16 protein-coding genes are annotated in these 13,466 nt (G+C 64.7%); 12 read left to right on the forward strand and 4 right to left on the reverse strand.

Annotated features, from left to right (window positions below; all coding sequences use genetic code 11):
- A partial coding sequence (locus tag VN047_RS03670; protein ID WP_325540134.1) for an amidohydrolase family protein occupies nt 1–1,552 on the forward strand: 1,552 nt, incomplete at its 5' end.
- Nucleotides 1,553–1,577: 25 nt separating this feature from the next.
- Nucleotides 1,578–3,362, forward strand: a complete 1,785-nt coding sequence (locus VN047_RS03675) for a DUF885 domain-containing protein (RefSeq protein WP_325540136.1) — start codon at nt 1,578–1,580, stop codon at nt 3,360–3,362.
- A 113-nt stretch (nt 3,363–3,475) separates the two neighbouring features.
- Here VN047_RS03675 and VN047_RS03680 read toward each other — a convergent pair whose 3' ends face one another.
- The gene (locus VN047_RS03680) at nt 3,476–3,952 is read right to left on the reverse strand and encodes an Lrp/AsnC family transcriptional regulator (protein WP_325540138.1); all 477 of its coding nucleotides are present in this window, start codon (nt 3,950–3,952) and stop codon (nt 3,476–3,478) included.
- A gap of 153 nt (nt 3,953–4,105) precedes the next feature.
- Here VN047_RS03680 and VN047_RS03685 point away from each other — a divergent pair, with 153 nt between their 5' ends.
- The gene (locus tag VN047_RS03685) at nt 4,106–4,231 is read left to right on the forward strand and encodes a hypothetical protein (protein ID WP_325540140.1); all 126 of its coding nucleotides are present in this window, start codon (nt 4,106–4,108) and stop codon (nt 4,229–4,231) included.
- A gap of 20 nt (nt 4,232–4,251) precedes the next feature.
- On the opposite strand, the gene VN047_RS03690 is transcribed toward VN047_RS03685, so the two are convergent.
- On the reverse strand, nt 4,252–4,614 hold the full coding sequence (locus VN047_RS03690) for a response regulator (protein WP_325540142.1): 363 nt from the start codon (nt 4,612–4,614) through the stop codon (nt 4,252–4,254).
- A 90-nt stretch (nt 4,615–4,704) separates the two neighbouring features.
- On the opposite strand from VN047_RS03690, the gene VN047_RS03695 reads away from it, so the two are divergent.
- The 4 genes from VN047_RS03695 to VN047_RS03710 are packed head-to-tail and all read left to right on the forward strand — an operon-like array spanning nt 4,705 to nt 7,245.
- Complete coding sequence (locus tag VN047_RS03695; protein WP_325540144.1) at nt 4,705–4,968, forward strand: DUF3572 family protein; 264 nt, start codon at nt 4,705–4,707, stop codon at nt 4,966–4,968.
- Nucleotides 4,965–5,606: an HAD family hydrolase gene (locus tag VN047_RS03700; RefSeq protein ID WP_325540146.1), complete on the forward strand. Its 642-nt coding sequence runs from the start codon at nt 4,965–4,967 to the stop codon at nt 5,604–5,606. The genes VN047_RS03695 and VN047_RS03700 overlap by 4 nt, the downstream gene beginning before the upstream one ends.
- Before the next feature lie 14 nt (nt 5,607–5,620).
- On the forward strand, nt 5,621–6,085 hold the full coding sequence (locus tag VN047_RS03705; RefSeq protein WP_325540148.1) for a RidA family protein: 465 nt from the start codon (nt 5,621–5,623) through the stop codon (nt 6,083–6,085).
- Between the two features lie 8 nt (nt 6,086–6,093).
- A complete protein-coding gene (locus VN047_RS03710; RefSeq protein ID WP_325540150.1) occupies nt 6,094–7,245 on the forward strand; it encodes a GNAT family N-acetyltransferase in 1,152 nt (383 codons plus the stop codon).
- On the opposite strand, the gene VN047_RS03715 is transcribed toward VN047_RS03710, so the two are convergent.
- Both VN047_RS03715 and panC read right to left on the reverse strand, forming a co-directional pair.
- Nucleotides 7,242–7,556, reverse strand: coding sequence for a hypothetical protein (locus VN047_RS03715; RefSeq protein ID WP_325540152.1), 315 nt, complete (start codon nt 7,554–7,556; stop codon nt 7,242–7,244). The genes VN047_RS03710 and VN047_RS03715 overlap by 4 nt on opposite strands.
- A 140-nt stretch (nt 7,557–7,696) precedes the next feature.
- Entirely contained in the window at nt 7,697–8,536 is an 840-nt protein-coding gene (gene panC / locus VN047_RS03720; RefSeq protein ID WP_325540154.1) for a pantoate--beta-alanine ligase, read from the reverse strand.
- A gap of 84 nt (nt 8,537–8,620) precedes the next feature.
- Here panC and VN047_RS03725 point away from each other — a divergent pair, with 84 nt between their 5' ends.
- From VN047_RS03725 to ykgO, 5 genes are all read left to right on the forward strand, one after another.
- Complete coding sequence (locus VN047_RS03725; protein WP_325540156.1) at nt 8,621–9,430, forward strand: division plane positioning ATPase MipZ; 810 nt, start codon at nt 8,621–8,623, stop codon at nt 9,428–9,430.
- Between the two features lie 28 nt (nt 9,431–9,458).
- On the forward strand, nt 9,459–10,853 hold the full coding sequence (gene pgmG / locus VN047_RS03730; RefSeq protein WP_325540158.1) for a phosphoglucomutase/phosphomannomutase PgmG: 1,395 nt from the start codon (nt 9,459–9,461) through the stop codon (nt 10,851–10,853).
- A gap of 109 nt (nt 10,854–10,962) precedes the next feature.
- A complete protein-coding gene (lptB, locus tag VN047_RS03735; RefSeq protein WP_325540160.1) occupies nt 10,963–11,781 on the forward strand; it encodes an LPS export ABC transporter ATP-binding protein in 819 nt (272 codons plus the stop codon).
- 14 nt (nt 11,782–11,795) lie between these two features.
- Nucleotides 11,796–13,250 (forward strand): RNA polymerase factor sigma-54, encoded by a 1,455-nt coding sequence (rpoN, locus tag VN047_RS03740; RefSeq protein ID WP_325540161.1) that lies wholly within the window; start codon nt 11,796–11,798, stop codon nt 13,248–13,250.
- 92 nt (nt 13,251–13,342) lie between these two features.
- The coding region (gene ykgO, locus VN047_RS03745) for a type B 50S ribosomal protein L36 (protein WP_003046794.1) at nt 13,343–13,466 on the forward strand (124 nt) is incomplete at its 3' end.

Consider the following 13,466-nt stretch of genomic DNA (forward strand, 5'->3'; position numbering starts at 1 on the left):
CGGGCCAGCGGTCGCCGACCCCATCCCCGCCCGCACCGAGGGCATCGGCCCGTTCAATCGCGTCGTGCTGCGCAACGTCACGATGATCGACGGCACCGGCGCGCCTGCGCAGGGCCCGTTCGATATAGTGATCGAGAACGACCGCATCGCGCAGATCAAGTCGATCGGCGCCCCCGGCGCGATCGATCCCGCCGCGCGCGCCGCGCCGGGCGATCATGACATCGACCTGACCGGCTATACCGTCATGCCGGGTTTCGTCGACGCGCACGTCCATCTCCATTCGCTCAGCGATTCGCAGAAGGTGCCGTCGGACTATATTCTGAAGCTGTGGATGGCGCACGGCATCACCTCGGTCCGCGACCTTGGCAGCGGACATCCGATCGAATGGCTGGTCGACATCAAGAAGCGCAGCGAACGCAACGAGATCATCGCACCGCGTATCGACATCTATCCGATGTTCCACCAGATCCGCGGCCCGGTGAACGACGCCGCCACTGCGCGCGCGGTCATTCAAGAAGCAAAGAAGCGCGGCGCCGACGGTATCAAGTTCATCGGCGGGGCACCCGAGGATGTCCTCTACGCCGCGATCGACGAGACGAAAAAGCTGGGGCTTCACAGCACGATGCACCACGCGCAGCAGCTCGTCGCCTACGCCAATGTCCTGAACACGTCAGAGGCGGGCCTCGAAAGCATGGAGCATTGGTACGGATTGCCCGAGGCGATGTTCACCGACAAGCGCGTCCAGTCCTTCCCGACCGACTTCATCAACAATGACGAGCAAATGCGCTTCGGCGAGGCAGGACGGCTGTGGGCGCAAACCGCCGAGCCCGGATCCGACGCGTGGAACAAGGTGATGGACACGCTGCTCGAGCGCAAGTTCGTCCTCGACCCGACCTTCACCGCTTATCTCACAAGCCGCGATTTCATGCGCATGAGTCGCGCGAGCTGGCACGATGAATATACGATGCCGGCGCTGTGGGACTATTACCGCCCCAGCCGCGTCAACCACGGCGCTTACTGGTTCGACTGGACCACCGAGCATGAAATGGCGTGGAAGGACAATTACCGGCGCTGGATGCGCTTCGTGAACGACTACAAGAACCGCGGCGGCCGCGTGACCATCGGCAGCGACGCCGGCTATATCTACAACCTTTATGGCTTCGGCTACATCCAGGAGATGGAACTGATGCGCGAGGCAGGTTTCAGCTCGCTCGAGGTGATCCACGCCGCGACGCAGGAAGGCGCCCGGCTGCTCGGTCACGACGATCAGGTCGGCACGATCCGCGTCGGTCGCAAGGCCGACCTAGTGATCGTCAAAGGGAATCCGCTCGCAAATTTGAAGCTGCTCTTCGGCACCGGCACGGTGAAGCTGAACGACGCAACGGGCAAGGTCGAGCGCGTCGGCGGCATCGCTTACACCGTGAAGGACGGCATCATCTACGACGCGGCAAAACTGCGCGCCGAAATCCGTGACATGGTGGCGAAATCGAAGGCCGAGCGCGGTCTGCCGTCAGGGCCGATGGTAATTGAAAATGCAGGGGCCGCGAACTGATCCGGACGGGCAGAGGGAGAAGACAATGAACGGAGTTTCGGTGACGCGCACGGCCGCGCTGGCGCTGGCGGCCTTTGCCGCGCAGGCGGCGATCGCACAGGTGCCTGCGACGGGTAGCGCGGATGCGCGATTGAAGGCGCTGTACGAGCGTGAATGGGACTGGCGCCAGCAGCAGGGACTGCGCACCGGACGCGGCGGCGACGGCCCGACGCACCTGCCCAAGGTCGACGCTGCAACCCAGAAGGCGCGGCTCGATTACTGGACCAAGGCACTCGCCGAGCTCGATGCGATCCCGGTCGACCAGCTTTCGCCCGAGGAAAAGGTCAACGCCGCGGTTTTCCGCCAGTCGATCGAAACGATGGCGAACGACATCAAATACAAGGTCTATGAAGCGCCGTTCAACGCCGACACCTTCTTCTGGTCGGGGCTCAATCCGCGCAGCGGCGGCTTCGCGACCGCGCAGGCGTATCGCAACTACATCGCCCGCATGCGCGACATTCCGCGCTTCTTCGACGAGCAGACCGCCAATATGCGCGCGGGTCTCGCGCGCGGTTTCAGCGTGCCGCAGATTGCGGTGCAGGGCCGCGACGTGACGATCAAGCCGTACCTGCCCGCCGACCAGACCAACAGCTTCTACGACGCGTTCAAGGAAATGCCCTCGACGATCCCCGCCGCTGAACAGGCGGCGCTGCGCGCCGAGGGCGAGAAGGTGATCCGCGAGACGGTCGCCCCCGCCTATGCCAAGCTCTACGCCTTCATCCGCGACGATTATATGAAGAAGGCGCGCACCACGCTCGCGGCCGAAAAAGAGCCCGATGGCCCCGCCTTCTATCAGGCACAGATCAAGGGCTTCACGACGCTCGACCTGACCGCCGAACAGATCCACCAGATGGGGCTCAAGGAAGTCGCGCGGATCAAGGCCGAGATGGAACAGGTGAAAGCCAGCACGGGGTTCAAGGGCGACATGCCGGCGTTCCTGAAGTTCCTGCGCACTGACCCGCAATTCTATCCGAAGACGGCGTACGAACTGCTCGCCAAATCATCCTATGTCGCGAAGCGGATGGACGCGAAGCTGCCCGAGACGATCGGCTTCCTGCCGCGGCGGCGCTTTGCGATCCTGCCGGTGCCGCCGGCGCTGGCGCCGATTTATACCGGCGGGCGCGGCGGGCTCGAAAGCTGCCTGATGAACACCTATGATCTGCCGTCACGGCCGCTCTACACGCTCACCGCACTCACCATCCATGAATGCAACCCGGGGCACAGCTTCCAGTCGGCGGTGGCGCAGGAGGCGACGCGCCGCCCGGCGTTCCGCCGCGGCACCGGCTTTTCGGGCTATGGCGAGGGCTGGGCGCTCTATTGGGAATGGATGGGCAGCAAGCTGGGCATGTACGAAACGCCGTACGAGGATTTCGGCCGCCTTTCCTACGAGATGTGGCGCGCGTCGCGGCTGGTGATCGACACCGGCATCCACCATTATGGCTGGAGCCGGCAGCAGGCGCAGGACTATCTGCGCGGCAACACCGCACTGTCCGAGCATGAAATCACGACCGAGATCGACCGCTATATCGCATGGCCGGGACAGGCGCTCGCCTACAAGCTCGGCGAAATGCTGATCCGCCGCAAGCGCGCCGAGGCCGAAGCCGCGCTGGGCGACAAGTTCGACCAGCGGCATTTCCACGATGCGATTCTCGCACTGGGTTCGGTGCCGCTCCCCGTGCTCGAAGCGCGGCTCGACCAGTTCATCGCCGACGGCGGCGTCAACCCGCCGGGCTTCAACCCCGCCCTGCCCGAGGTCGCCAGCGCGCCGTAGATTTTCCGTCATCCTGACGACTGGGGCGGCCGCAGCGATGCGGTCGCCCTCTTTTTTCCAAGAAACGGCGTCCTTGGGCGGCGACTGACCGATCGCCCTTCCCTCATCCCGGATCAGAAATCGCGTAGCGGACGCCGGGCCACGTCATTTTCGATGATGCTGCGGATCGCGATCAGGGTCTTGAACGAATGGACACCCTTGTCTTCACCCAGCGCGCGGCGCGTGAAGGCATCATATTCCTCCATCGATCCGACCTGGATCTTCAGCAGGAAATCATCGTCGCCGGTCACGTCCCACGCACCGGTGATTTCGCGATGGCGGACAATTTCGCGCGCGAAATTGTCCATCGTCTGCGGGCCCGCCTGCTGCATCTGAACCAGCACGTGCATCGTGAGCGCCGAGCCGGTGAGCGCCGGGTCGACCACCGCGATATCGGCGACGATCACGCCTTCGTCGCGCAACCGGCGCAGGCGCCGAAGCACGGCCGACAGCGACAGCCCGACTTTTTCGGCGAGAATCCGCGCCGGCTCCAGATTGTTCTCGCGTACCAGTTCGAGAAGCCGCCGGTCGAAATCGTCGAGATCGATCATTTTTCGCATACTTGCTACAATAACGCGAAAATTAGTCGATCACACGGCGAATTTTAGCGCCAATCGCTGCCGTAGCGACGGTAGAAACGCCCATCCGCACCAACGGGCCAGCCGGCCTATTCTCCCCAACGGTGCGGCAGCAGGAGGCTCAAGATGACCCGTATTCGCGATGCAAGCCCGCTCGGGCGCCTGTGGAGTGCCGTGATCGCGGCATCGGCCGCTGCGGTGGAAATCCACTATGCCGCGCCGTGGAGCCGGACGACCAGCCGACGGGCGTAACGGCGCCCAGGGTCCTGACCCTAGGCAAATACCCCGACGCTTTCGATGAATTTGATCACCGAAATCGGCTTCGAGACATAGGCTTCGGCTCCGGCGGCGCGGATCTGTTCCTCGTCGCCCTTGCCCGCATAGGCGGTAACCGCCATGATCGGCACCGCGCGCAGCGTCAGGTCGGCCTTCATCTGCCCGATCAGTTCGAGCCCGCTGACGTGCGGCAGCTGGATGTCCATGATGATCAGATCGGGCGACACTTCGCGCGCTTTAGCCAGCGCGTCGCGCCCGTCGCGCACCGGATGCGCGCTATAGCCATGGGCGTTGAGCAGGTCGCAGAAGAGGCGAAGGTTGAGCTCGTTATCTTCGACGACCAGGATGGTCTTGCCCATGTTACTTATGTTCCCCACCTTGCGTGCGCGGCCCGTTTAGGCGAATCGGCCGCATGACACAATTGTATCGCGGCGAAGGGAAATCGATTCGTGCACGACGACGACGTGGCGCTGGCACTCCGCGCGCTCGGCTGGATTTTGAGCGACGAGCCGCGCGCCGAACGGCTGCTCGGGCTCACCGGCCTCGCGCCCGACGAACTGCGTGCCTCGCTCGGCGAGCAGGCGACGCTTGCGGCGATCCTCTCCTTCCTCACTGCCCACGAAAACGATCTTGTCGCCTGCGCCGATGCGTTGCAGGTGCCACCCGCCGGCATTGCCGCCGCCGCCCATCGGCTTGAAGGAACGATTGCATGACCCGCCCGCTCGTCATCACCGATTGCGACGAGGTGCTGATGCACATGGTCGTGCCCTTCGCCGAGTGGGTAGACGCCGAGCATGGCGTGATTTTCCGCATTGAGGATGCAAGTTTCGCGAATGCGCTGAAGCGCAAGGAATGCGGCACGCCGCTCGACGCGGCCGAGGTATGGCCTTTGCTCGATGGCTTTTTCCGCAAGGAAATGACGCGGCAATATCCGATAGCCGGCGCGCTCGCCGCGATGGCGGCGATCGGTGCCGAGGCCGATATCGTCGTCCTCACCAACGTCGGCCCCGAACATCAGCAGGCGCGGATCGAACAGCTCGCGCTGCACGACTTCCACGCGCCGGTGATCGGCAGCCGCGGCGGCAAGGGCGAACCCGTGCGTCGCCTGATCGAAGAATATCAGCCTTCGGTCGCGGTCTTCATCGACGATCTCGCCGGCCATCATCAGTCGGTCGCGCACGAAGCACCCGATGTGTGGCGGCTCCACCTCGTCGGCGAGCCCGCGATTGCCGGCAAGATCGCGCCGTCGCCTTATGCCCACGCGCGAATCGACGATTGGAAAGAGGCTCAGCGCTGGATATTGGCGCGCCTTGCCGAAAACATCCCCGCCCCGGCCCCCGAACCGGTCTGATCAAGGAACACCCCATGGATATCGCCGCCAAAATCGCCGAACTCGGCCTCGAACTGCCCAAGCCCGCCGCGCCGGTCGCAGCCTATGTTCCCGTCGTCGAGCATGGGGGCCTGCTCTACGTCAGCGGCCAGCTGCCGTTCCGCAACGGTCAGGTCGTCACCGGCCGCCTTGGCGAAGATGTCGATGTCGCGGGCGGTCAGGATGCCGCGCAGCGCGTCGCGCTGATGCTCGTCGCACAGATCGGGCAGGCGCTCGGCGGTGACTGGTCGCGCGTCGAGCGCGTCGTCAAGCTGGGCGTCTTCGTCAACAGCACCCCCGGCTTCACCGATCAGGCGAAGGTTGCCAATGGCGCGTCCGAGCTGTTCGAAACGCTGTTCGGCGAAGCGGGCCGCCATGCACGTGCCGCGGTCGGCGTCGCGGTGCTGCCGCTTGGCGCCGCGGTCGAGGCCGACGCGATCGTCGCGGTGAAGCCCGCCTGAGAATAACGGTGGCCGAAGCCGATCCACCCGCGCGGACGATATCGCTCGGCACCGGCGTCGGCGCGATCGATGCAGCGGCGTGGGACGCGCTGCACGATGGCGGCAATCCATTCGTCGGCCATGCCTTCCTGTCGCTGCTCGAGGAGTCGGGCAGCGTGGGGGCGGGGACCGGCTGGCAGGCGGCGCCGCTGCTCGTCGAGGATGCCGGCGGTGCGCTGGTCGCGTCCGCGCCCGCTTACCTCAAGTCGCATAGCCAGGGCGAATATGTCTTCGACCATGCGTGGGCCGACGCCTGGGCGCGGGCCGGAGGCAATTATTATCCGAAGCTGCAGATCGCGGCACCTTTCACCCCGGTGCCGGGGCCGCGCCTGCTCGCCAAGAGCAAGGACGATACGCTGCTGCTGCTCCGCGCCGCCGAGGCGGTGGTGCGGCAAAATGAATTGTCGTCGGCACATGCGACCTTTGTCGCGCCCGACCAGATGCCCTTGTTCGAAGAAGCCGGCTGGCTCGTCCGCCGCGATATCCAGTTTCATTTCGCGAACACGGGCTACGCCAGCTTCGACGATTTCCTCGCCACGCTGAACTCGCAAAAGCGCAAGCAGCTCCGCAAGGAACGCCTGCACGCTGTCGACGGCCTGCGGATCGAGGAACTGACGGGCGATGCGATCCGGCCCGAACATTGGGATGCGATGTGGCTCTTCTATCAGGACACCGGCGCGCGGAAATGGGGGCATCCGTATCTCACGCGCGCGGCGTTCGACCTGATGGGCGAGCGCATGGCGGAGCAAATCATCCTGCTGATCGCCCATGACAGCGAAGAGCGGCCCGTCGCCGGCGCGCTGCATTTTCTCGGCGCCGATACGCTTTATGGCCGCTATTGGGGATGCCTCGCCGAGATCCCCTATCTGCATTTCGAGCTATGCTATTATCGCGCGATCGACATCGCGATCGAACGCGGGCTGAGGCGCGTCGAGGCGGGCGCGCAGGGCGGGCACAAACTCGCACGCGGCTATGGACCGGTTGCGACATGGTCGGCGCATTTCATCGCCGATCCGGGCTTTCGCCGGGCCGTTGCCGATTATCTCGAACAGGAACGGCAGGCGGAAGCGGTAGAGATGGAATGGCTCGAAGGGCACACGCCGTTCAAGCGGCAGGATTAGGCCGCGAAGCGGCGTGCGGCGGGACGGCGTGCCGTCTCGTCGAGCCAAGCGCGTGCCTGGCGCTGTGCTTCGGCGATTTCGCCCTGTGACATTTCGCTCGACACGTCGGCGCGGCAGTGCTGGCCTTCGACATTGCCGCCCAGCGCGGCCAGATTGAACCATTTATGCGCCTGGATCAGGTCGACATCGACCCCGCCCGTGCCGGTCGAAAAAGCAATTCCGAGATCGAAATAGGCATTGGCGTCGCCGCGTGCGGCGTCGAGCAGACGGCTCTCGATCAGATATTGGGCAGACTTCAGACTGTTCGCCATGATAACCCCCTTTGGCTCCACCCCACATGGAGGCCTCGGGGTCCAAATTTGCGGTTTATGGTCAACAAAGCGTTAACAATGCTGCGACTTTTTGTGGATAGCTTTCGAAAACCCCGGAAATCGGAGAGTATTGGCGCTAATCAGCCAACCGGCAGATTGTCGATCAGGCGCGTATTTCCGATCCGTGCCGCTGCCAACAGGCGCGCGGGCGAGCGGAAGATGTCCAATCTTTCGAGGCTGGCGGCATCGGCCAGCGCGACATAATCGATGCTGTCGAAGCCGCCCTCGATGATGGAGGCCTCCGCCCCGGCAAGCGTTTCGGCGACATCCGCGCCGCTCGTTATGGCCTTGGCCGCCATCTTCAGCGCATCCGGAAAGGCGGCGGCCGCCGCGCGCTGTTCGGGCGACAGATAGGCGTTGCGCGAAGACAGCGCGAGGCCGTCGGTATCGCGCGCGATCGGCGCCCCCAATATGTCGATTCCGAAATCGAGATCGCGCGCCATGCGGCGGATGATCGCGAGCTGTTGCCAGTCTTTTTCGCCAAAGATCGCAATGTCGGGCCGCACCTGGTTGAACAGCTTGGCAACGACGGTCGCGACACCGTCGAAATGGCCGGGCCGGGCCGCACCGCAATAATCGGCGCCCAGTTCGGCGACCTCGATATGCGTGCTGTGACCACCGGGGTACATCGTTCCCACGTCAGGCGCCCAAAGCAGACTTGTGCCTTCCTGCGCGAGCAGCGCGGCATCGCGCGCCTCGTCGCGCGGATAGGCGGCGAAATCCTCATTGGGGCCGAACTGGGTCGGGTTGACGAAGATCGACACCACCGCGTGGTCGGCGACGCGCCGTCCCATGCGGACGAGCGACAGGTGGCCGTCGTGTAGCGCCCCCATGGTGGGAATCAGCGCCACGCTTTTTCCACCCTGCTTCAGCGCTGCCACTGCGCGATGAAGCGTGGCAATATCACGGATGATTTGCACCCTTGCCCGGCCTCCGATATTGGCGGCGCAAATGCACCAACCCTGCGGACGCCATGCGCCGCCAACAGGAAAATCGCAACGGTCATGACGAAGCCCGCACCGCACCGGATCATCTTCGCCAATGAAAAGGGGGGGACCGGCAAATCGACTTGCGCCGTGCATTTCGCGGTCGCGCTCGCCACGCAGGGCTGGCGCGTCGCGGGCATCGATCTCGATCCGCGGCAGCGCACCTTCCACCGCTATCTCGAAAATCGCGAACAGACGGCGAAGCGCCGCGACGTCGCGCTGCCGACCCCGCGATTCGAAGTGTTCACCGGCTCGACGATCGAGGAACTCGACGCGCAGGTCGCGCGGCTCTCCGAAGATGCCGACTATATCATCGCCGACACGCCGGGCCGCGACGACATCTTCGCGCGGCACCTTGCGACGAGCGCCGATACGCTGGTGACGCCGATCAACGACAGCTTCATCGACTTCGACCTGATCGGACAGGTCGATCCCGAAACCTTCCAGGTCGTGCGGCCGAGCTTTTATTCCGAACTGATATGGGACACGCGCAAGACTCGCGCGAAGACCGACGGGCGGACGATCGACTGGATCATCCTCCGCAACCGCCTCCAGCACGTCGATGCGCACAATATGCGCCGTGTCGGCGAGGCGCTGACCCAGCTGTCGCGTCGCGTCGGGTTCCGGGTCATCCCGGGGCTCGGCGAGCGCGTCATCTATCGCGAACTTTTCCCCGCCGGCCTCACCCTGCTCGACAAGGCGCATCTCGGCGGCATGGGTATCGGCCACGTCGTCGCGCGACAGGAACTTCGCGAGGCGATGGGCGGACTGAACCTTCCGGCGCGCGAGCGATTGCATCCGGACGGGGATTTGTTCGCCGCCGCCTGACGATCCTTCTCTCCCAGCGAGGCCCCAGATGACCCATATCTTCCACCCGACGATGCTGCGCGAATATGACATCCGCGGCGTCGTCGGCGATACGCTTTCGGCTGCCGACGCCGACGCCATCGGCCGCAGCTTCGCGACGCTGATCCGCCGCGCCGGAGGCAAACGGGTCGCGGTCGGATATGACGGGCGGCTGTCGTCGCCGATGCTCGCCGATGCGCTGATCGCCGGGATCAATGCCACCGGGATCGACGCACTGAACGTCGGACTCGGGCCGACGCCGATGCTCTACTACGCCGCGTCAACCGAGGATGTGGACGGCGGCATACAGATAACCGGCAGCCACAACCCCCCCGACTACAATGGTTTCAAGATGGTGTTTCAGGGGCGCCCCTTCTTCGGCGCCGACATTCAGCGGATCGGCGAAATGGCCGCCGCGGGCGATTGGGATTCCGTCGACTTCGCGGGCGAAGGCACGGCGGAGAGCATCGATATCGTCGATGCCTATGTCGACCGGCTGGTCGAGGGCTTCGCCGGCGGCGCCTTCCGTGTCGGCTGGGACGCCGGCAACGGCGCCGCGGGCACCGTCATCGAGAAACTCACCGCGCGCCTTCCGGGCGAGCATCATCTGCTGTTCACCGACATCGACGGCCATTTTCCGAACCACCATCCCGATCCCACCGAAGAGAAGAATCTCGCCGATCTACGCAAGCTCGTCGCGGAGAAGAGCCTCGATTTCGGTGTCGCTTTCGATGGAGACGGCGACCGCATCGGCGCGATCGACGGCGAGGGCCGCGTGATCTGGGGCGACCAGCTGCTCCAGATTTATGCGGCGGCGGTGCTGAAAGACAGGCCCGGTGCCACGGTCATCGCCGATGTAAAGGCGAGCCAGGCGCTGTTCTACCGCGTCGCCGAGCTCGGCGGCAAGCCCTTGATGTGGAAAACCGGCCACAGCCTGATCAAGGCGAAGATGAAGGAAACCGGCAGCCCGCTCGCGGGCGAGATGAGCGGGCACATCTTCTTCGCCGATCGCTATTACGGCTATGATGACGCGCCCTACGCGGCGGTGCGGCTGATCGAGGCGGCGACCAAACTCGGCGAGAGCGTCACGACCCTGCGCGGCAATATGGCACCGATGGTCAATACGCCCGAAATGCGCTTTCAGGTCGACGAGAGCCGCAAGTTCGCCATTGTGGATGAAGTCCTCGACCGGCTCGCGGAATCGGGAGCCCGCGTCGACCGCACCGACGGCGCGCGCGTGCTGACCGATGACGGCTGGTGGCTGCTCCGCGCATCGAACACGCAGGATGTGCTCGTCGCGCGCGCCGAGGCGAAGGACGAGGCCGCGCTGACGCGCCTGCTCGCCGCGATCGATGAACAGCTCGCGCTGTCAGGCATCGTGCGCGGCCCGCAGGCAGGTCACTAACGGCCATTTTCAGGCATCGGGCGACACCCTGCAAGTATCTTGCCAGATTGACCTCGGCGGCGATCCTCGGGTAACGCCCGCACATGCCTCATCAGGAAGCGATGTGTAGATGACCGACGACGAAGCGACCCCGGCGACACTGACGGCCGACAGCGACCACGGGGTCGCCGAGAACAGGGCGCATGTGCAGGACGAAGCGGCGGCCGGAAACGGGCTTGCGGTCATTTCGATCGCGAAAAGCTATGACAAGCGCGTCGTCCTGTCCGACGTGTCGCTGTCGGTCGGCAAGGGCGAGGTCGTCGGCCTGCTCGGTCCGAACGGCGCGGGCAAGACGACCTGCTTCTATTCGATCATGGGACTGGTGAAGCCCGATGCCGGGCGCATCATGCTCGACGGCGCCGACATCACCGCGCTGCCGATGTACCGGCGCGCGATCCTCGGCCTCGGTTACCTGCCGCAGGAAACCTCGATTTTTCGTGGCATGACGGTCGAACAGAATATCGGCGCGGTGCTCGAACTCAGCGAGCCCGACAAGATATCGCGCGAGCGCCGGCTCGAGGAGCTGCTCGACGAATTCGGCCTGACGCGCCTCCGCGATTCGGCAGCGATGGCGCTCTCGGGCGGCGAACGGCGCCGCGCCGAGATCGCGCGCGCGCTCGCCGCGAATCCGTCGATCATGCTGCTCGACGAACCCTTCGCCGGGATCGACCCTTTGTCGATCAGCGATATTCGCGACCTCGTCGCCGATTTGAAGACGCGCGGCATCGGTGTGCTGATCACCGATCATAACGTCCGCGAGACGCTCGACCTCGTCGACCGCGCCTGCATCATCTATGACGGCAAGGTGCTGCTTGCCGGCTCGCCGGAAGAGCTCGTCGCCGACCCCGAGGTGCGCCGCCTCTACCTCGGCGAGGGTTTCTCTTTGTGAGCAGATAGCCGCTGATGGCGTTGGGTCCGCGCCTCGATCTCCGCCAGTCGCAATCACTGGTGATGACGCCGCAGCTTCAGCAGGCGATCAAGCTGCTGGCGCTGTCGAACCTCGAACTCGAGGCCTATCTGGCCGAGGCGCTCGAGGGCAATCCGCTACTCGATACCGGCGCCCCCGACAGCGATGGCCCGGCGGACGAGCCGGGTGACGAAGCGCCGTCGGTCGCCGAGACGCTCCCCGATACCGATCAGGCGCTGTCCTCCGATTCCGGCACCGCCGACGACCTCGACGTCGATTTCGCCGAGGAGCGCTTTCACCATGATAGCGCAAGCGACAGTGTCGGCCTGTCGGGGTCGAGCGAAGACATCGACTTCGACAGTTTTGCCGAGCATGAGGGGACGCTCCACGACCATCTGCTCGCGCAGGTCGGCGAGCGTTTCGGCGGGATCGAGGCAATCGTCGCGGGCCAGCTCGTCGCGCTGATCGACGAGACGGGCTATCTGCGCGCCGACCTCGCCGAGCTGGCCGCGCAACTCGGCGTCCCGCTCGCGCTCATCGAGGAGGTGCTCGCGGGCATCCAGTGCTTCGATCCGGCGGGCGTCGGCGCGCGCGACCTTGCCGAGTGCATCGCGATCCAGGCACGCGAGGCCGACCGCTACGATCCAGCGATGGCGACGATGATCGCGCATCTCGACCTCGTCGCGAAAGGCGCCTTCCCGCAGCTGAAGCGCATCTGCGGCGTCGACGACGAAGACCTGGCCGACATGATTCGCGAACTGCGCGGCTACGACCCGAAGCCGGGGCTGAAATTCGGCGGCGAAGGCGCGCAGGCGGTCGTTCCCGACCTCTATATCCGCCAGACCGCGAAGGGCTGGGCGGTCGAAATCAACAGCGGCACCCTGCCCCGCCTGCTCGTCAACCGCCGTTACTATACCGAGCTGGCGCAAGGCGCCGCGGCCAAGAGCAAGGCGTGGCTGTCCGAGCAGCTCGCCGGTGCCAACTGGCTGGTCCGCGCACTCGACCAGCGCCAGCGCACGATCGTCAAGGTCGCGAGCGAGATCGTGAAGCAGCAGGAGGGCTTTTTCCTGAAAGGCGTGGCGCATATGCGCCCGCTGACGCTGCGTCAGGTCGCCGAGGCGATCGGCATGCACGAATCGACCGTCAGCCGCGTCACCAGCAACAAATATCTCTCCTGCCCGCGCGGCCTGTTCGAGCTCAAATATTTCTTTTCGAGCGGGATTTCGGCCACCGACGGCGATGGTGCGGTATCGGCCGAAGCGGTGAAGAGCCGGATCAAGGCGATGATCGAGAGCGAGGATGCGAAAGCAATCCTCTCCGACGAGACGATCGCGCAGAAATTGTCAGCCGAAGGACATGACATCGCGCGGCGCACCGTCGTCAAATATCGCGAGGCGATGGGTTATGGCTCGTCGGTGCAGCGGCGGCGGCAAAAGGCGTTGGCGGGATGACGAAAAAGGGGCGGTGGGCGGTTGACTTTTCGGCCCCATCCCCATAGTTGCGCCGCTTCGCGTCACAACGCCAAGATTTACGGACAGAGATCATGAAGATTCGCAACAGCCTGAAGTCGCTGAAGGACCGCCACCGGGATAACCGCGTTATCCGCCGCCGTGGCCGCACCTATGTGATCAACAAGACCAACCGCCGCTTCAAGGCGCGCCAGGGCT

The organism is Sphingopyxis sp. (assembly GCF_035565275.1).
Classification (GTDB): domain Bacteria; phylum Pseudomonadota; class Alphaproteobacteria; order Sphingomonadales; family Sphingomonadaceae; genus Sphingopyxis.